The 16,391-nt window shown below is 64.9% G+C and carries 14 protein-coding genes; 4 read left to right on the top strand and 10 right to left on the bottom strand.

The annotated features are described in order from the left end of the window. Window positions 1-37: 37 nt before the first annotated feature. Genes mpl through N805_RS19435 form a run of 3 tightly spaced genes read left to right on the top strand, consistent with a single transcriptional unit; the run spans window position 38 to window position 2,297 of the window. Window positions 38-1,387 carry a UDP-N-acetylmuramate:L-alanyl-gamma-D-glutamyl-meso-diaminopimelate ligase gene (gene mpl / locus N805_RS19445; protein WP_019472369.1) on the top strand — a complete coding sequence of 450 codons (1,350 nt, stop codon included), beginning with the start codon at window positions 38-40 and terminating at the stop codon, window positions 1,385-1,387. Continuing rightward, the gene (gene ubiX / locus N805_RS19440) at window positions 1,384-2,013 is read left to right on the top strand and encodes a flavin prenyltransferase UbiX (RefSeq protein WP_019472370.1); all 630 of its coding nucleotides are present in this window, start codon (window positions 1,384-1,386) and stop codon (window positions 2,011-2,013) included. Before mpl ends, ubiX begins: the two co-directional genes overlap by 4 nt. Further along, window positions 2,010-2,297 carry a YceK/YidQ family lipoprotein gene (locus tag N805_RS19435; protein ID WP_019472371.1) on the top strand — a complete coding sequence of 96 codons (288 nt, stop codon included), beginning with the start codon at window positions 2,010-2,012 and terminating at the stop codon, window positions 2,295-2,297. Before ubiX ends, N805_RS19435 begins: the two co-directional genes overlap by 4 nt. A gap of 107 nt (window positions 2,298-2,404) precedes the next feature. On the opposite strand, the gene N805_RS19430 is transcribed toward N805_RS19435, so the two are convergent. From N805_RS19430 to N805_RS19405, 6 genes are all read right to left on the bottom strand, one after another. Beyond that, window positions 2,405-3,049: an oxidoreductase gene (locus N805_RS19430; protein WP_016497847.1), complete on the bottom strand. Its 645-nt coding sequence runs from the start codon at window positions 3,047-3,049 to the stop codon at window positions 2,405-2,407. Window positions 3,050-3,076: 27 nt separating this feature from the next. Next, window positions 3,077-4,810, bottom strand: coding sequence for a C13 family peptidase (locus N805_RS19425; protein ID WP_019472372.1), 1,734 nt, complete (start codon window positions 4,808-4,810; stop codon window positions 3,077-3,079). Window positions 4,811-5,307: 497 nt separating this feature from the next. Continuing rightward, on the bottom strand, window positions 5,308-6,414 hold the full coding sequence (locus tag N805_RS19420; protein WP_019470496.1) for an acetoin dehydrogenase dihydrolipoyllysine-residue acetyltransferase subunit: 1,107 nt from the start codon (window positions 6,412-6,414) through the stop codon (window positions 5,308-5,310). Beyond that, a complete protein-coding gene (locus N805_RS19415) occupies window positions 6,411-7,433 on the bottom strand; it encodes an alpha-ketoacid dehydrogenase subunit beta (protein WP_013970705.1) in 1,023 nt (340 codons plus the stop codon). The genes N805_RS19420 and N805_RS19415 overlap by 4 nt, the downstream gene beginning before the upstream one ends. Before the next feature lie 33 nt (window positions 7,434-7,466). Then, on the bottom strand, window positions 7,467-8,444 hold the full coding sequence (locus N805_RS19410; RefSeq protein WP_016497852.1) for a thiamine pyrophosphate-dependent dehydrogenase E1 component subunit alpha: 978 nt from the start codon (window positions 8,442-8,444) through the stop codon (window positions 7,467-7,469). Window positions 8,445-8,466: 22 nt separating this feature from the next. Further along, the gene (locus tag N805_RS19405) at window positions 8,467-9,522 is read right to left on the bottom strand and encodes an ATP-NAD kinase family protein (protein WP_019470498.1); all 1,056 of its coding nucleotides are present in this window, start codon (window positions 9,520-9,522) and stop codon (window positions 8,467-8,469) included. A gap of 282 nt (window positions 9,523-9,804) precedes the next feature. On the opposite strand from N805_RS19405, the gene N805_RS19400 reads away from it, so the two are divergent. Further along, on the top strand, window positions 9,805-11,658 hold the full coding sequence (locus N805_RS19400) for a sigma-54-dependent Fis family transcriptional regulator (protein ID WP_019470499.1): 1,854 nt from the start codon (window positions 9,805-9,807) through the stop codon (window positions 11,656-11,658). 173 nt (window positions 11,659-11,831) lie between these two features. On the opposite strand, the gene accC is transcribed toward N805_RS19400, so the two are convergent. The 4 genes from accC to N805_RS19380 all read right to left on the bottom strand — a co-directional run bounded on the left by accC (window position 11,832) and on the right by N805_RS19380 (window position 16,178). Further along, window positions 11,832-13,187: an acetyl-CoA carboxylase biotin carboxylase subunit gene (gene accC, locus N805_RS19395; protein ID WP_019470500.1), complete on the bottom strand. Its 1,356-nt coding sequence runs from the start codon at window positions 13,185-13,187 to the stop codon at window positions 11,832-11,834. Between the two features lie 17 nt (window positions 13,188-13,204). Beyond that, window positions 13,205-13,672: an acetyl-CoA carboxylase biotin carboxyl carrier protein gene (accB, locus tag N805_RS19390; protein WP_019470501.1), complete on the bottom strand. Its 468-nt coding sequence runs from the start codon at window positions 13,670-13,672 to the stop codon at window positions 13,205-13,207. 98 nt (window positions 13,673-13,770) lie between these two features. Next, complete coding sequence (gene aroQ, locus N805_RS19385) at window positions 13,771-14,226, bottom strand: type II 3-dehydroquinate dehydratase (protein ID WP_003255330.1); 456 nt, start codon at window positions 14,224-14,226, stop codon at window positions 13,771-13,773. A gap of 179 nt (window positions 14,227-14,405) precedes the next feature. Further along, window positions 14,406-16,178, bottom strand: coding sequence for a protein-disulfide reductase DsbD (locus N805_RS19380; RefSeq protein WP_019470502.1), 1,773 nt, complete (start codon window positions 16,176-16,178; stop codon window positions 14,406-14,408). Window positions 16,179-16,391 lie beyond the last annotated feature (213 nt).

The raw sequence follows: 16,391 nt of genomic DNA, 5'->3' as shown, positions 1-16,391 counted from the left end.
CTGGGCTACCCTGCCTCGATGTTTTGCGAGGTCGACCATGCATATTCACATTCTCGGTATTTGCGGCACTTTCATGGGCTCGCTGGCGGTGCTGGCCAAGGAACTTGGCCATCGCGTCACCGGCTCGGACGCCAACGTCTATCCCCCGATGAGCACCCAGCTCGAAGCCCAGGGCATCGAGTTGACTCAAGGCTATGACCCAGCCCAGCTGGACCCGGCGCCAGACGTGGTGGTCATCGGCAATGCCATGTCGCGTGGCAACCCGGCAGTGGAGTACGTGCTGAACAAGGGCCTGCCCTATGTTTCCGGCCCGCAATGGCTGGCGGACCACGTGCTGCAAGGCCGCTGGGTACTGGCCGTTGCCGGCACCCACGGCAAGACCACCACCAGCAGCATGCTGGCCTGGGTGCTGGAACATGCTGGCATGAGCCCGGGCTTCCTGATTGGCGGTGTGCCGCAGAACTTCTCGGTGTCGGCACGCCTGGGCGATACGCCGTTCTTCGTGGTCGAAGCCGACGAGTACGACAGCGCCTTCTTCGACAAGCGCTCGAAGTTTGTCCACTACCACCCACGTACCGCGATCCTCAACAACCTTGAGTTCGATCATGCGGACATCTTCCCGGATTTGGCCTCGATCGAGCGGCAGTTCCACCACTTGGTGCGCACCATTCCCGGCGAAGGCCTGGTCATTCACCCCGCCACCGAGCAAGCGCTGGAACGGGTGATCGGCATGGGTTGCTGGACCCCGGTGCAGACGACCGGCGAAGGTGGCCAGTGGCAGGCGCGCCTGCTCAGCCCCGACGGGTCGCGTTTCGAAGTACTGTTCGAGGGCGAGGCGCAGGGCGTGGTGGACTGGGCAATGACTGGCCAGCACAACGTTGCCAACGCCCTGGCCACCTTGGCAGCGGCCCGCCATGTCGGCGTTGTGCCGGCCATGGGTATCGAGGGCCTGAGCGCCTTCAAGAGCGTCAAGCGGCGCATGGAGAAAGTTGCCGACGTGCAGGGCGTGACCATCTACGATGACTTCGCCCACCACCCGACCGCCATCGCCACCACCCTCGACGGCCTGCGCAAGCGCGTTGGCGAGGCGCCGGTGATTGCCGTGATCGAGCCCCGCTCCAATTCGATGAAGCTTGGCGCCCACCGTGACGGTCTGCCGGAAAGCGTCAACGACGCCGACCAGGTGATCTGGTACGCGCCGGCCAACCTCGGCTGGGACCTGGCGGCCACCGCTGCGAAGTGCAAGGTACCGAGCGTGGTGGCCGACAGCCTCGACGCGATCATCGAGCGGGTCAAAGGCCAGGCACGCCCGGGCACCCACGTGGTGATCATGAGCAACGGCGGCTTTGGTGGCCTGCACGGCAAGCTGGCCGAGGCCCTGAAGTGAGCGGGCCGGAACGCATCACCCTGGCCATGACCGGCGCCTCAGGCGCCCAGTATGGCCTGCGCCTGCTCGATTGCCTGGTGCGCGAGGACCGTGAGGTGCATTTCCTGATCTCCAAGGCCGCGCAACTGGTGATGGCCACCGAGACCGACGTGGTGCTGCCGGCCAAGCCCCAGGCGATGCAGGCATTTCTTACCGAATACACCGGCGCCGCCGATGGGCAGATCCGTGTGTACGGCAAGGAAGACTGGATGTCGCCGGTAGCCTCCGGCTCCGGCGCCCCGGCGGCGATGGTGGTGGTGCCCTGTTCCACCGGTACGCTTTCGGCGATTGCCACGGGGGCTTGCAACAACCTTATCGAACGCGCTGCCGACGTTACCCTCAAGGAGCGTCGCCAGCTGATCCTGGTGCCGCGCGAAGCGCCGTTTTCCACCATCCATCTGGAGAACATGCTCAAGCTGTCGCAAATGGGCGCGGTGATCCTGCCGGCGGCGCCGGGCTTCTATCACCAGCCGCAGACCATCGACGACCTGGTCGACTTTGTCGTGGCGCGCATTCTCAACCTGCTGGCCATTCCCCAGGACATGTTGCCGCGGTGGGGCGAGCACCACTTCGGGGTGGATGATTGAAGCGAGCGCTGTTGGGTGTGGCGGCGCTGGTGATGCTGGGAGGCTGCGCCACGGTGCGCACGCTGGATGCTGCAAAACCAGGGGCGCCGGTGGTGTATGCCGGTACCCGGCTGGATTTGTACGTGATCAATGGCGGGTGCTGCCCGCGCGATCATTACGGGGCTGATGCACCGGCCTATCCAGGGCTGGACCTGCCCGGCAGCATGCTGCTCGATACCCTGTTGTTGCCGTTGTCATTGCTGACTGCGGCCGGTGTCGGCTTCCAGGCCACCGGCGGCCTGTGATGGCCATTTCGCGGGCTTGCCCGCTCCCACAGGATTGTGTGGTCCTCAGTTGATCACAGTACCTGTGGGAGCGGGCGTGCCCGCGAAGAGGCCCTTTCAGGTGACGCTTATATCTTGCCCAACTTGCGAAGCTCATCCGACTCCACAATCCGCACCCCGTCCTCTTCCTCCAGCGCCAGCCGCCACAAGGCCCGGGCCAAGGTACAAGCCTCGATCCCCCGGTACTTGCCAGGTATCAACCTGGAAAACGGCGAAACCAGTTGTTCTGCCAGCCGTGGCTCGATCCGCTCGCCCAGCAGCAACGACGGCCGCACGATGGTCAGCTGCGGCCAGTCCTGGGCCTTCAGCGCCTCTTCCATCTCGCCCTTCACCCGGTTGTAGAAAATCGACGATTTCGGGTCGGCGCCCAGCGCACTGACCACCAGCAGATGCCGCGCGCCCATCTCCCGGGCACGCTTGCTGAACGCCACTACCATGTCCAGGTCCACTGCGCGGAAGGCCGATTCGGAGCCGGCCTGCTTTAGTGTGGTGCCCAGGCAGCAGTAGGCAATATCGACCCGCCCAGCCAGCTGTGGAAGAAATACCGCCGGGTCACCCACCGGGTTTTCCAGGTGCGGGTGCTCAGCCAGCGGCCGACGGGTAGGCGCCAGTACGCGGGTGATGGTGGGTTCGTTGAGCAGGCGGTCCAGCAGGTGTTCACCGGTAAGGCCGGTGGCACCGGCAAGCAAGACATGCTGAGGCGTCAAATACATGATGTCTCTCCCTTGTTACACACAAGTCTAGTGGCTGCCAGGCGTTTTTGCCTGTACCCCCACGTTGGCCTGTGCGGCGTTACGCAATGCTTCTTCGGCCTGTTGCCGGCGCAGGTGCTGCCAGTGTTCAAGTACGGCTGGCGGTGCCCACAGCTGCGGCTCCGAAGCCTCGAAGCCTTCCCTTTGTTCTCTTTCGGCAACGCTGGCGCGGGCCAGTTCAAACGCCTGTTTCAGGTCGTCGGTCTGGTTCAGTGCTTGCGCGAACAGCGCATCGCCAAAGTAGGTGAAGTCGGCTTCTTCCGAGCACCCGAAGGACACGCGGTCGGCACGAGCGGCAGTCATGATCACCGTGCGCTCATCCTTGAGCGGGGCGATGTAGCCCCCTGAATAGCAAGCCGATATGACGATCACCTTGTCGCGGTTCTTCAGTGGCGCCAGGGCGGTGGCCAGTTCGTCGGCAGAAAGGTCGGCCAGTTGCAGGCGCGGCTGGTCGAGCACCAACTGGTGGTCCTGGCTGCCATGGCTGGTGAAGTAGATGAACACCAGGTCTTCGGGGCCGCTGCGTTCGGCCAGGGTGCTGGCGGCACGGGTGAGGTTCTCGCGGGTGGCCATGGGGCGGGTGGCCATGTGGTCACGGTGGTTGACCAGGGTCACCTGGCCGCGGGCGCCAAAGCGCACCTTGAGCATGTTGCTGACGTAGTCGGCTTCGCGCAGGAACACGCTTTGCTGGCCATCGCCGGCCACCACCAGGCTGTACAGCTGGATGGGCGGCGTTGAGCGCGGTACCCGGGCCAGCGACTCTTCCAGCAGCCGGCCCTGGTTGAGCAGGGCCAGGTCCAGTGGGTCGGGCAGCAGCGTGCCTTTCTGGTCGCGTACGCGCACACCGTTGGCCCAGGTGCCACCTTCGACCTGGCCGCTGGGCAAGGTCAGCTGCCCATGGCCATGGTAGGCATCGTTCAGGAAACCGCCGACGTAGGTGCTGCCGTCGGCCAGTTGCAGGCTGCCCCGGCCCGAAAGGCGCCAGTCGACGAACTCGCCCTTGTAGTGGCTGCCGTCGCTGCCTAGCAGTTCGCCTTCACCCATCAGCGAGCCGTCCTTGAATTCGCCGATCCATACATCGCCATCGGCGTTTTCGTAGCGGCCACGGCCTTCCAGGCGGTTGTCCTTGAACTCACCGATGTATTGCTCGCCGTCGACGCTGTCGTAAGTACCACCGCCTTGCAGCTGGCCGTTGACGAAGCGCCCGCTGAACTGGTTGCCGCTGGCATCGCTGCGCACCCCGGCGCCGTTGGGCTTGCCCTTGGCGAACAGGCCTTGGTAGCGGCTGCCGTCGGCCAGCTCCAGCTCGCCGGCGCCTTCGTACAGGTCGTCCTTGAACTGGCCGCGGTAGGTCTGGTCGGCTTGCTTGAGCGTGCCTTCGCCGTCGCGGCGGCCGTGCTTGAAGGTGCCACTGTAGTGGCTGCCTGGGGTGGTCAGGTCGCCCAGCCCCTGGAACAGCCCCTCGGCGAACTGGCCACGGTAAACCTCGCCGTTCTGGCCATGCCATTCGCCCTGGCCATGCCACTGGCCATCCTTGAAGCCGCCGGCGTACCAGCTGCCATTGGGGTAGTCGATACGGCCCTCGCCCTGCAGCAGGCCATCAACCACCTGCCCCCGGTAACGCCCCCCGTCGGGCAGGCGTGCGTCCGGCGCAAGCAGCGATTCGCCATCGCCACAGGCGGCGAGCAGCAGGACCAGGGTAATGGGGAGCAGTGGACGCATGGCGAGGACCGGGCAATAGGTCTGCCGAGTATGACGCAGAATAAGGGGCCGAGACAGATAGGGCATAAGCAGATGAGACAACAGGCCGGCGCGGCGAGATGGCTGCGAGGTGCATGTCGGGGGATCGAGGGTGGGCAGACAGGCGCATGCCTTTAGTTGTTCATCTCCTGTGAGATCGAGCGCCGCCCGCGCGGCGCATCGCCGGCAAGCCAGCTCCCACATCTGTTTCGGGCCAGTCTCTCCTGTGCCTTTGGCGCGCGCACCCTTGGGTGCATGACTGGAAATTGCTGAAGACCAGCGGCGCAACCTTCGATTCTGAAAGGAACAAACAAGGCGGACAGCGGTGACTTCACAGGAGCGACTGGCCCGAAACAGATGTGGGAGCTGGCTTGCCGGCGATGCGCCGCGCGGGCGGCGCTCGATATTACAGGCGCTGAAAAAACCGAGGCATGCACATCTATGTCTCAACGCCACCCCAAGTCATGCACCTCCCCCCTTTAATGCCCCCGCAAAAACTCCACCATCCTCCGGTTCACCTCTTCAGCCGCCTCCATCTGCACCATATGCCCAGCTTCGGGCAGCACCAGTACTTCTGCCTCCAGGCCTTCGGCATGGCTGGCCGGGATGATCGCGTCCTTGCCGCCCCACACCACCAGCGCCGGATGCTGCCCCAGCACCCCGCGCAGGTCGTGGCGCTGGCGGTCGCCGTCGGCAATGGCTGATGCCAGCTGGCGCAAGGCGTCATCAACACCTTCCAGGCGCTTGAACTTGAGCATGTCCTCCAGCATTTGCCGGGTGACCAGCGCCGGGTCGGCAAACAATTGCACCATCTGCGGTTTGAGGGCGTTGCGGTTGGCGGCGGCGACGAAGCCCTGCAGGTACTGCCCGTTGATCGCTTCGCCCAGGCCGGCACTGGCGACCAGGCTGAGGCTTGCCACCCGTTGCGGCGCCAGGCGTGCCACGTTGAGGCTTACCGCGCCGCCCATGGAATGGCCCGCCAGGTGGGCCTTGGCGATGTCCAGGTGGTCGAGCAGGGCCAGCACGGTTTCGCTCAGTTCATCCAGGTCGCCCCGCTGCAGGGCCTTGGCCGACTCGCCGTGCCCCGGCAGGTCCAGGGCGATCACGCGGCGTTCGGCAGCCAGCGCCGGGTGGTTGAACAGCCAGTTGTTGAGGTCGCCGCCAAAACCGTGCACCAGCACCAGCGGCGTGCCGCCTTCCCCCAGCTCGAACCAGCGCAGCAGGCGGCCGCCAACCTCTGCCTTCTGTGGGGCCGGCCCCTGGGCCTGATCGGCGCCCCCTTCGGCGACGAACTCGGCCTGGAAGCGCTGCACCAGCGCATCGATTTCGGCTTCTTCGGCTTCGCCTTCCACCACCACGGCCAGCAACGCGCCCACTGGCAGGGTTTCATCCGGCTTGGCCACCTGGCGGCGCAACACGCCACTGAACGGGGCTTCGACGCTGCTGCTGATCTTGTCGGTCTCGACGTCCAGCACCTCGTCGCCCTTGGTGATTTCGTCACCTTCCTGCTTGAGCCAGGTGTCCACCCGGCCTTCGGTCATCGACAGGCCCCACTTGGGCATGGTCAGGGTATGGATCTGGCTCATGCGGCACTCCTTGCGGCTTCGATCACCTTGCGCACGGCCGCTTCGATCTTCGCCGCGTCAGGGATGTACAGGTCTTCCAGGGCATCGGAGAACGGCACCGGAGTGTGCGGTGCGGTGACCATTTCGATCGGGCCCTTGAGGGCGCCGAAAGCCTTTTGCGCCACCAGCGCGCTGATGTCGGTGGCCATCGAGCAGCGCGGGTTGGCTTCGTCGATCACCACCAGGCGGCCGGTTTTTTCCACGCTTTCAAGAATGCTGTCTTCATCCAGCGGGCTGGTCGTGCGCAGGTCCAGCACTTCGCAGTCGATGCCCTGGCGGGCCAGGTTGTTGGCGGCTTCAAGTGCTACGTGGACCATGCGGCCATAGGTGACCAAGGTCACGTCGTCACCATCGCGCAGGAAGTTGGCCTCGCCGAACGGCACGGTATACACCTCTTCCGGCACCTCGCCCTGCATGCTGTACAGCAGCTTGTGCTCACAGAAGATCACCGGGTCGTTGTCGCGGATCGCCTGAATCAGCAGGCCCTTGGCATCGTAAGGGGAAGAAGGGCACACCACCTTCAGGCCGGGGATGTGCGTCCACAGCGAGGTGAGCATCTGCGAGTGCTGGGCGGCCGCACGCAGGCCGGCGCCGTACATGGTGCGCATCACCAGCGGGGTGACCGCCTTGCCGCCGAACATGTAGCGAAACTTGGCAGCCTGGTTGAGGATCTGGTCCAGGCAGCAGCCGGCAAAGTCGACGAACATCAGTTCGCACACCGGGCGCAGGCCCTGGGTGGCGGCACCGACGGCAGCGCCGACGTAGCCGATTTCCGACAGTGGTGCGTCCAGCACGCGGCCGGGGAACTGGTGGTACAGGCCCTTGGTCACGCCCAGCACGCCACCCCAGGCGTCATCCTCGCCGGGTGCGCCGGCGCCGCCGGCAACGTCTTCGCCAATGATGAACACGGTGTTGTCGCGACGCATTTCCTGGGCCAGGGCTTCGTTGATGGCCTGCTGGTAGCTGATCTTTCTTGCCATGGTGGTTCTCCTTTTGTTCTTGTAATCCGCGGCTCAGGGGTAGCTGACGTAGACGTCGGTGAGCAGGTCGGCGGGCTGTGGCTTGGGATCGGACTTGGCGCGGCGCACGGCGTCTTCGATCAGGTCCTCGATGCGCGCGTCGATGGCGTCCAGTTGCTCGGCAGTGAGCAGGCCGGCGCGGGTGGTCTTGTTACGGAACTGCATCAGGCAGTCGCGGGATTCGCGCAGGTTCTTCACTTCATCCGGCGCGCGGTAGGTTTGCGCATCGCCTTCGAAGTGGCCGTAGTAGCGGCTGAGCTTGACCTCGATCAGCGACGGCCCTTGCCCGGCACGGGCACGCTCGATGGCGGCCCCGGCGGCCTCGTACACGGCAAAGAAGTCGAAGCCGTCGATGGTGACGCCCGGCATGCCGAAGCCGGCTGCGCGGTCGGCAATGTGGTCGCAGGCGACGGACCAGTTGGAGGCGGTGGCCTCGGCGTAGCCGTTGTTCTCGGCCACGAAGATGCACGGCAGGTTCATGATCGACGCCATGTTCATGGCCTCGAACACGGCGCCTTCGTTGGAAGCGCCATCGCCGAAGAAGGCCACCGACACGTCATCACGGCCCTTGAGTTTGGCTGCCAATGCCGCCCCGGCCACCAGCGGTGCACCGGCGCCGACGATGCCGTTGGCACCGAGCATGCCTTTTTCCAGGTCGGCAATGTGCATCGAGCCGCCTTTGCCGCCGCACACGCCGGTTTTCTTGCCATAGATCTCGGCCATCATGCCGTACACATCCACCCCCTTGGCGATGCAGTGGCCATGGCCGCGGTGGGTCGAGGCAATGCAATCGCTGTCACGCAGGTGGGCCATTACCCCGGCGGCTGAGGCTTCTTCGCCGGCGTACAGGTGGACGAAGCCGGGGATCTCGCCCGTGGCGAATTCCACGTGCAGGCGTTCTTCGAAGGCGCGGATGGTGCGCATCACTTCATAGGCATGCAGCAGTTGTTCGGTACTGAGTTGATTGGACATCTTGTTGTTCTCCAGGGTTGTCTCAACGCGGGTTTGCAGGGTGCAGCCGGTGGCCGCGCGGCACGGCCAGCAGGTGATGGCGGGCGGCATGCGCCAGGACGGCCTCGACATCCACGCTTAGCGGGCCTTGGTGGTCGAGGGTGATGGTGGGCGTGTCGTGCTCGGCGAATTCGATTTCCCGCTCGCCGTCCAGGGCCAGGGTGCCGCTGGCCAGGCTCAGGCGATGTGCGACTCCGGGCATCAGCGGGCCGCTGGCGGTGATGCCGCAACCTTGCAGCAGGCCGGGCGCCAGGGGCGCGAGCAGCGCCTGCTCGGCACCGGGGTTCAGGCGCACCCAGGCGCCACGCGGGTCTTGGCGTGACACCGGGCACCACAGCCCGCACAAGGCCGACAGGCCAATGGCGTGGGGCTCGGCGAAGCAGGCAAAGACTTCGCACAGGTCCTCGCTGCGGCTGAGTGCACGGGCACCGATGAAGCGCTGGGGCGATACCGCCACTTCCACCAGGGCCCATTCGGCAAGCTGTTGCTCGGGTACTTTCACCAGCAGGCGCTTGTTGCGGCGCAGGCCGATGCTGGCCGGTACCTGGCCGCTGGCGAGCAGGCCGCCGGCCAGGCCCGCACTGGTAGCTTCACGCAGTTCGGGGAAGGCATTGTTGGTGCCGGTGGACAGCGTCAGCAGCGGTATGTCACCGGCCTCGGCAGCGACTGCCTTGTGGGTGCCGTCGCCACCGAGCACGGCGATCATCGCCACGCCACGCTCGACCATGCGCCGGGTGGCCAGGCGGGTATCGGCAACGGTCTGGGTCAGCGGAAGGTCGAGTATTTCGATGGCCGGCCAGTGCTGGTCACGGGCGCCCGGGCCCTGGCTGGCCTTGAGCACGGCGGCGGCTATGCCGGTCATGTCGCTGGGCAGCAGCACCTGTCCGACGCCAGTGGCACCGAAGGCCGCCAGCAGGCGCTGGATCGCCGAGGCCTTGTCGGTGCTCGAATAGAGCCCGGCATTGGCGGTCAGGCGGCGCAGGTCGCGGCCAGAGGCAGGGTTGGCAATGATCCCGACGGTTGGGGCGGGTAGCGGCATGGCGCACCTCGATTTTTGTTTGAGAGTGCAGGAGCAAGCGCGGTGCCAGCTTTGCCTGGCTTGGCTGTAGTGGCCGCGCCAGAGCGGTTTGGTTGCGCACCAGTACGCGCCACGGGCGGCGCCGGCGAGACGCTGAGTGCCAGCGCGGGGCCTGGGTTGGCGAGACGCTGAGACGCAGCGTCTCAAGCCGGCCGGTAATCACACAGTGCTTGTCGGGGCATGCGTGGAAGCGCTTAATGGCCGGACAACGATAAAAACAGCAACGAGAACCGGAGGGCCTGAATGCTTGCCGCGAACTCCCGAGCCCATGTCGACTGCGTCAGCCGGGTGCTGAAGAACGCCGACCGCCTGCCACAGGCGCCGGTGCCAGCGCTGATCCTCGATTCATGGCGCCGTTCCATGGAGCTGTACCGCCTCGACCCCGGGTCCCAGCAGGGGCCGCGCATCCTGTCCCAAAGCCTGCTCAACGAATGCCGCGAACGCGCCGAGCTGTTTCTGCGCATCGCCAGCGATGCCGTGGCACGCCTGCACGAACGGGTGCGCGGCGCCGACTACTGCGTGCTGCTGACCGATGCCCAGGGGCGCACCATCGATTACCGGGTCGAAGCGGCCATCCGCAATGACTGCCGCAAGGCCGGGCTATACCTGGGCACCTGCTGGTCGGAGGGCGAGGAGGGCACCTGCGGGGTGGCTGCGGTGCTGACCAGCAAGGCCCCGGTCACGGTGCACAAGCGCGATCACTTCCGCGCGGCCTTCATCGGCCTGACCTGCACTGCAGCGCCGGTGTTCGACCCGCAGGGCGAGTTGCTGGGCGTGGTGGATGTTTCGGCTTTGCAATCGCCGGACGACCGCCGCAGCCAGCACCTGATCCGCCAGTTGGTCGAGCAGACTGCCCGTGAAATCGAAAACGCCTTCTTCATGCACAGTGCCCAAGGCCACTGGGTGATGCGCGCCCATGGCACACCGGGTTACGTCGAAAGCCAGCCCGACTACCTGCTGGCCTGGGATGCCGACGGCCGCTTGCAGGCCATCAACAGCCTGGCGCGGCAACGGCTGGTGCAGCACCTGGGGCGCTTGCCTGAGCACATTGGTGAACTGTTCGACATGGGCCAGCTACGGCGCGTCAACACGTCGTCCGCCCAGCGCCTGCCGGGCCTGGGCGGGCTGTATGGCCGCGTCAGCGCCCCGCAGCAGCGCCAGCGCGTGCAGCCCTTGCATCAGGCCCAGGACGCCCGCATCGAGCAGCATTTGCGGCTGGCCACGCGGGTCAAGGACTGCAACCTGGCGGTACTGGTACAAGGCGAGACAGGGTCAGGCAAAGAAGTGTTCGCCCGCCAGTTGCACCAGCAGAGCCAGCGCCGCGACGGCCCGTTTGTCACGCTGAACTGCGCCGCCATCCCGGAAAACCTGATCGAGAGCGAGCTGTTTGGCTATGTGGCTGGGGCCTTTACCGGGGCTAGCAGCAAAGGCATGCAGGGGCTGTTGCAGCAGGCCGATGGCGGCACGCTGTTCCTGGACGAAATCGGCGACATGCCGCTGAACCTGCAAACCCGCCTGCTGCGCGTGCTGGCGGAAGGCGAAGTGGCGCCGCTGGGGGCTGCACGGCGCGAGCGCGTGGACATTCAGGTGATCTGCGCCACTCACCGCGACTTGGCGAAGATGGTGGCGGAGGGCCGTTTTCGCGAGGACCTGTACTTCCGTCTGGCCAATGCCCGCTTCGAGCTGCCGCCGCTGCGTGAGCGCGAGGATCGCTTGGGGCTGATTCACCAACTGCTGGCCGAGGAGGCGCAAGCGTGTTCGGTGGAGGTGGTGTTGGCGGATGCTGCGTTGCAGTCGCTGCTGCTTTACCGCTGGCCGGGCAACCTGCGCCAACTGCGACAGGTGTTGCGCTATGCCTGTGCGGTGAGTGAAGGCGGGCAGGTGCAGTTGCAGGATTTGCCGCCGGAGGTGCGGGGCGAGGCAGTCGTTTCGAGTGACAGTGGCGTATCGTGCCCGGCCCGGCAGTTGTTGCTGGATGCACTGATCCGCCATCGCTGGAAGCCGGCCGATGCGGCGCGAGCGTTGGGTATTTCGCGGGCTACCTTGTATCGGCGTGTGCACGAGCACCACATCGAGATGCCGCGGATGAAGGGGTAGGGGCCTGGGGCTGCGCCGCAGCCCAATCACCGGCAAGCCAGCTCCCACCCCGATCGCATCGGCCTCAAGCCATGTGCAGTACCTGTGGGAGCTGGCTTGCCGGCGATGAGGCCCCGGCAGGCAATAAAAAACCCCGGAACAAGTCCGGGGTTCTGGTACATCACACTATTCGATCAATGCTCGTTTGCCAGCTTGTGTTCGAGGTAGTGAATGTTGACGCCGCCTTTGCAGAAACCTTCATCACGCACCAGGTCGCGGTGCAGCGGGATGTTGGTCTTGATGCCGTCGACGACGATCTCGTCCAGGGCATTGCGCATGCGCGCCATGGCTTCTTCGCGGTCCTTGCCGTAGGTGATCAGCTTGCCGATCAGCGAGTCGTAGTTCGGCGGAACCGAATAACCACTGTACAGGTGCGAATCGACGCGTACGCCGTTGCCGCCCGGGGCGTGGAAGTGCTTGACCTTGCCTGGGCTCGGGATGAACTTCTTCGGGTCCTCGGCGTTGATCCGGCACTCCAGCGAGTGGCCACGGATCACCACGTCTTCCTGGCGGTACGACAGCTTGTTGCCAGCGGCGATGCTCAGCATCTCCTTGACGATGTCGATACCGGTAACCATCTCCGACACCGGGTGCTCAACCTGCACGCGGGTGTTCATCTCGATGAAGTAGAAGCTGCCGTTCTCGTACAGGAACTCGAACGTACCGGCACCACGGTAGCCGATCTCGATGCACGCATCGACGCAACGCTTGAACACTTCCTGACGGGCTTTCTCGTCGATACCCGGGGCTGGTGCTTCTTCCAGGACCTTCTGGTGACGGCGCTGCAGCGAGCAGTCACGGTCGCCCAGGTGGATGGCGTTGCCCTGGCCGTCGGACAGTACCTGCACTTCCACGTGGCGTGGGTTGGTCAGGAACTTCTCCAGGTAGACCATCGGGTTGCCGAAGGCAGCACCGGCTTCGGTACGGGTGAGCTTGGCCGAGGAAATCAGGTCCTCTTCCTTGTGCACCACGCGCATGCCGCGACCACCACCGCCACCGGCGGCCTTGATGATCACCGGGTAGCCGACGTCACGGGCAATCGCCAGGGCGACTTCCTCGTCTTCCGGCAGCGGGCCATCGGAGCCCGGTACGGTCGGCACGCCCGACTTGATCATCGCGTCCTTGGCCGAAACCTTGTCGCCCATCAGGCGAATGGTGTCGGCTTTAGGGCCGATGAAGGCGAAACCGGATTTTTCGACCTGTTCGGCGAAGTCGGCGTTTTCTGCCAGGAAGCCGTAGCCCGGGTGAATCGCGGTGGCGCCGGTGACTTCGGCGGCAGCGATGATTGCCGGGATATGCAGGTAGGAATCCTTGGACGATGCAGGGCCGATGCAGACCGACTCGTCTGCCAGGCCCAGGTGCATCAGTTCACGGTCGGCGGTGGAGTGCACAGCGACGGTTTTGATGCCCAGCTCTTTGCAGGCACGCAGGATCCGCAGGGCAATTTCCCCACGGTTGGCGATCAGGACTTTTTCGAGCTTCCCAGACATCGTTGGCTCTCCGCGATTCAAACGACGGTGAACAGCGGCTGGTCGAACTCAACCGGCTGGCCGTCTTCTACCAGGATGGCGTCGATGACACCGCCAACATCGGCTTCGATGTGGTTCATCATCTTCATGGCTTCAACGATGCACAGGGTGTCGCCTTTCTTCACCGACTGGCCAACTTCTGCGAAGTTCGGCGAGGTCGGCGAAGGCTTGCGGTAGAAGGTACCTACCATTGGCGAGCGGATCACGGTGCCTTTCAGGGCCGGGGCAGCGGCTGCGGCTTCGGCTTCGGCGACTGGAGCAGCAGCGGCAACCGGGGCAGCAACAGGTGCGGCAGCCATCGGCGCAGGTGCGTAGAACTGTTGGGCAGCTGGGGTCTTGCTGTGACGGCTGATACGGACCGACTCTTCGCCTTCCTTGATCTCCAGTTCGTCGATGCCAGACTCTTCCAGCAGCTCGATCAGTTTCTTGACTTTACGGATATCCATTAATCATCAACTCCCAAAGGTTCGGTCAGGGGGCGAAATACAAAAAACGTATCGATACGTTTCTCTCGAACCCCGGCCCACTTAGGCCAGGGTTTTCATCATTTGGGCTGTGCGTTGGCAGCCAGTTGTTCCAGCGCGGACTCCAGGGCCAGGCGATAACCGCTGGCGCCCAGGCCGCAGATCACTCCTACGGCAACATCGGAAAAGTAGGAGTGGTGACGGAACGGTTCGCGTTTGTGCACGTTGGACAGGTGCACTTCGATGAATGGGATGCTCACCGCAAGCAATGCGTCACGTAATGCGACGCTTGTGTGGGTGAAAGCAGCCGGATTGATCAGGATGAAGTCCACACCCTCGTTGCGTGCCGCGTGAATACGGTCGATCAGTTCGTATTCGGCATTGCTCTGCAGGTACTGCAGATGGTGGCCCGCGGCGCGGGCACGTTGCTCCAGGTCCTGGTTGATCTGGGCCAGGGTCACGGCGCCGTAATGGCCAGGCTCGCGAGTACCGAGCAGGTTGAGGTTGGGGCCGTGGAGCACCAGTAGCGTTGCCATCTGCGGATTCCTTGGATTTGTAGGGCAATTCGACACAGCGCGGCGAGTGTGCCGTAAAGCGACGGCAAGTGTCCAGTTCCCGGCAATAGCCAGCACGATGTCCGAGATTCGCGCGAAGTATGTGACCAAATAATTAAATCCGGTCACCTAATTCGGGATTTTTCCCGGCACGCGGGAAGTTATAGACCGACTTTGCCGCGAACGCGTGTCAGAATTTGCGCAAATTCACCGGCGTTTATCTCGCCAATCACCCGATCAGCGGTAATTTCGCTGCCGTTCGCGGCAAAGAACAATAGGGCGGGTGGGCCGAACAGCTGATAGCGGTCGAGCAGTTTGCGTTGCTCGGCATTGCTCTCGGTAATGTCGAAACGCAGCAGCTTGAAGCCGGTCAGCCGGGTTTGCACCTGCGGCGCGTTGAGCACTTCATGCTCGATCACCTTGCAGCTGATGCACCAGTCGGCGTACCAGTCCAGCAGCACCGGCTGGCCGGCCGCCTTGGCCTGGGCCAGTGCGGCGTCCAGTGCGGTGGGGGTGGTGATGGTCTGCCAGGCATCCGCCTTTGCCGCCTGGCTGCTGCCGGCGGCCGCAAGGGTTGCAACGGGCAGCGGGCGAAGCGGGTCGCCTTGGCCGCTCAGGGCGCCGTACCAGCAGGCCAGGGCGTACACCAGCAAGGCCAGGCCGAGCAGTTGGGCCAGGCGCTGGCGTGCATCCTTGACGACGAATTCCAGGGCGCCGAGGAACAGTGCCACGCCAGCGGCGAGGAAACCCACCAGCAGCAAGGTCGCAGGGCCCGGCAGCACGCGGCTGAGCAAGCCGATGGCCAGCCCCAGCAGCAATACACCGATGGCGTTTTTCACCGTGTTCATCCACGGGCCGCTTTTCGGCAGCCAGGCCGCGCCACCGGTGGCCACCAGCAACAGCGGGGCACCCATACCCAGGCCCAGGGCGAACAGCTTGAGCGCGCCGCCCAGGGCATCGCCGCTGGCGCTGATATACAGCAAGGCGCCAGCCAGGGGGGCTGACACACAAGGCGAAACCAGCAGGCTGGAGAGCACGCCCAGCACTGCCGCGCCCAGCAGCGAGCCACCCCGGGTATGGTTGGCGACGTTGTTCAGGCGGTTGCTCAGTGCCTGGGGCAGCTTCAGCTCGAACAGGCCGAACATGGCCAGGGCGAACAGCACGAAAAACAGCGCGAAGGGCACCAGCACCCAGGCCGACTGCAGGCGCGCCTGCAGGTTCAGGCCGGCGCCGAACAGGCCCATCAGCGCGCCGAGCGCCGCGAAACTGGCCGCCATCGGCAGCACGTAGGCCAGCGACAGCGACAGCCCGCGCAGGCCACCGACCTGGCCGCGCAGCACTACGCCCGACAGGATCGGCAGCATCGGCAGTACGCACGGGGTAAAGGTCAGGCCGACCCCGGCGAGGAAGAACAACAGCAGCGATTTCCAGTTCCAGCCGTGTTCGGCGGTTGCGGGGGCGTTGGCACCGCCTTCGCCATCGATGCTCAGGCGTGCGGTTTCCGGTGGGTAGCACAGGCCTTTGTCGGCACAGCCTTGGTAGCCCACCAGCAGGGTGAAGGCACGCGGGTCGGTGCGCGGCAGTTCGATGTCGAGCACGCCGTGGTACACCTCGACGTCGCCGAAGAATTCATCGTGCTTGGCCTCGCCCTTGGGGATGTTTGGCGTGCCCAGGGCGATGTCGGCCGGCTCGGTGCGGAACTGGAAGCGGTGGCGGTAGAGGTAGTAGCCCTCGGTGGCGACGAAGCGCAGCTTGACGGTTTGCGCATCGGCCTGGACCAGGCTGAGCTTGAAGGCTTCGTGTACCGGCAGGAAGTCGGCGTTGTTGGCCAGTGAAGCGGCGCCGAGGGTGGCGCTGGGGCGGTTGTCGAGCAGGCCCGTGGCGAAGGCAGGGCTGGCCAGCAGCAGGAACAGCAGGAAAAACAGGCGGCGCATGGCGGACTCGCGAGGTGGAACGTGCCGGGCATGATAGCGGAGTTGGTGCGGGTTGGGGCCAAGCAGGCGGTGGGGGCGACACATGGCCGCTGGATCATGTGTCGCCTGTGCCGGCCTTTAGCGATCACTGTGGGAGCGGGCAAGCCCGCGAAGCAGGCGGCGCGATGGATGGCACCGGCTGCGCCGGTGTTCGCGGGCATGCCCGCTCCCACA

This window comes from Pseudomonas putida S13.1.2, from assembly GCF_000498395.2.
GTDB classification, from domain to species: Bacteria; Pseudomonadota; Gammaproteobacteria; order Pseudomonadales; family Pseudomonadaceae; genus Aquipseudomonas; species Aquipseudomonas putida_Q.
Note: the sequence above shows the minus strand (reverse complement) of the source record. Positions and strands in the feature narration are given on the sequence as shown.

Bases quoted from the DNA above. Each gene is read 5' to 3' on its own strand.
- aroQ (WP_003255330.1), bottom strand. From the start codon at position 14,226: ATGGCAACGCTACTGGTGCTCCACGGCCCCAACCTCAACCTGCTCGGT.
- N805_RS19415 (WP_013970705.1), bottom strand. From the start codon at position 7,433: ATGGCAAGAAAGATCAGCTACCAGCAGGCCATCAACGAAGCCCTGGCC.
- N805_RS19425 (WP_019472372.1), bottom strand. From the start codon at position 4,810: ATGCGTCCACTGCTCCCCATTACCCTGGTCCTGCTGCTCGCCGCCTGT.
- accB (WP_019470501.1), bottom strand. From the start codon at position 13,672: ATGGATATCCGTAAAGTCAAGAAACTGATCGAGCTGCTGGAAGAGTCT.
- accC (WP_019470500.1), bottom strand. From the start codon at position 13,187: ATGTCTGGGAAGCTCGAAAAAGTCCTGATCGCCAACCGTGGGGAAATT.
- N805_RS19380 (WP_019470502.1), bottom strand. From the start codon at position 16,178: ATGCGCCGCCTGTTTTTCCTGCTGTTCCTGCTGCTGGCCAGCCCTGCC.
- N805_RS19410 (WP_016497852.1), bottom strand. From the start codon at position 8,444: ATGTCCAATCAACTCAGTACCGAACAACTGCTGCATGCCTATGAAGTG.
- N805_RS19405 (WP_019470498.1), bottom strand. From the start codon at position 9,522: ATGCCGCTACCCGCCCCAACCGTCGGGATCATTGCCAACCCTGCCTCT.
- N805_RS19430 (WP_016497847.1), bottom strand. From the start codon at position 3,049: ATGTATTTGACGCCTCAGCATGTCTTGCTTGCCGGTGCCACCGGCCTT.
- N805_RS19400 (WP_019470499.1), top strand. From the start codon at position 9,805: ATGCTTGCCGCGAACTCCCGAGCCCATGTCGACTGCGTCAGCCGGGTG.
- mpl (WP_019472369.1), top strand. From the start codon at position 38: ATGCATATTCACATTCTCGGTATTTGCGGCACTTTCATGGGCTCGCTG.
- N805_RS19420 (WP_019470496.1), bottom strand. From the start codon at position 6,414: ATGAGCCAGATCCATACCCTGACCATGCCCAAGTGGGGCCTGTCGATG.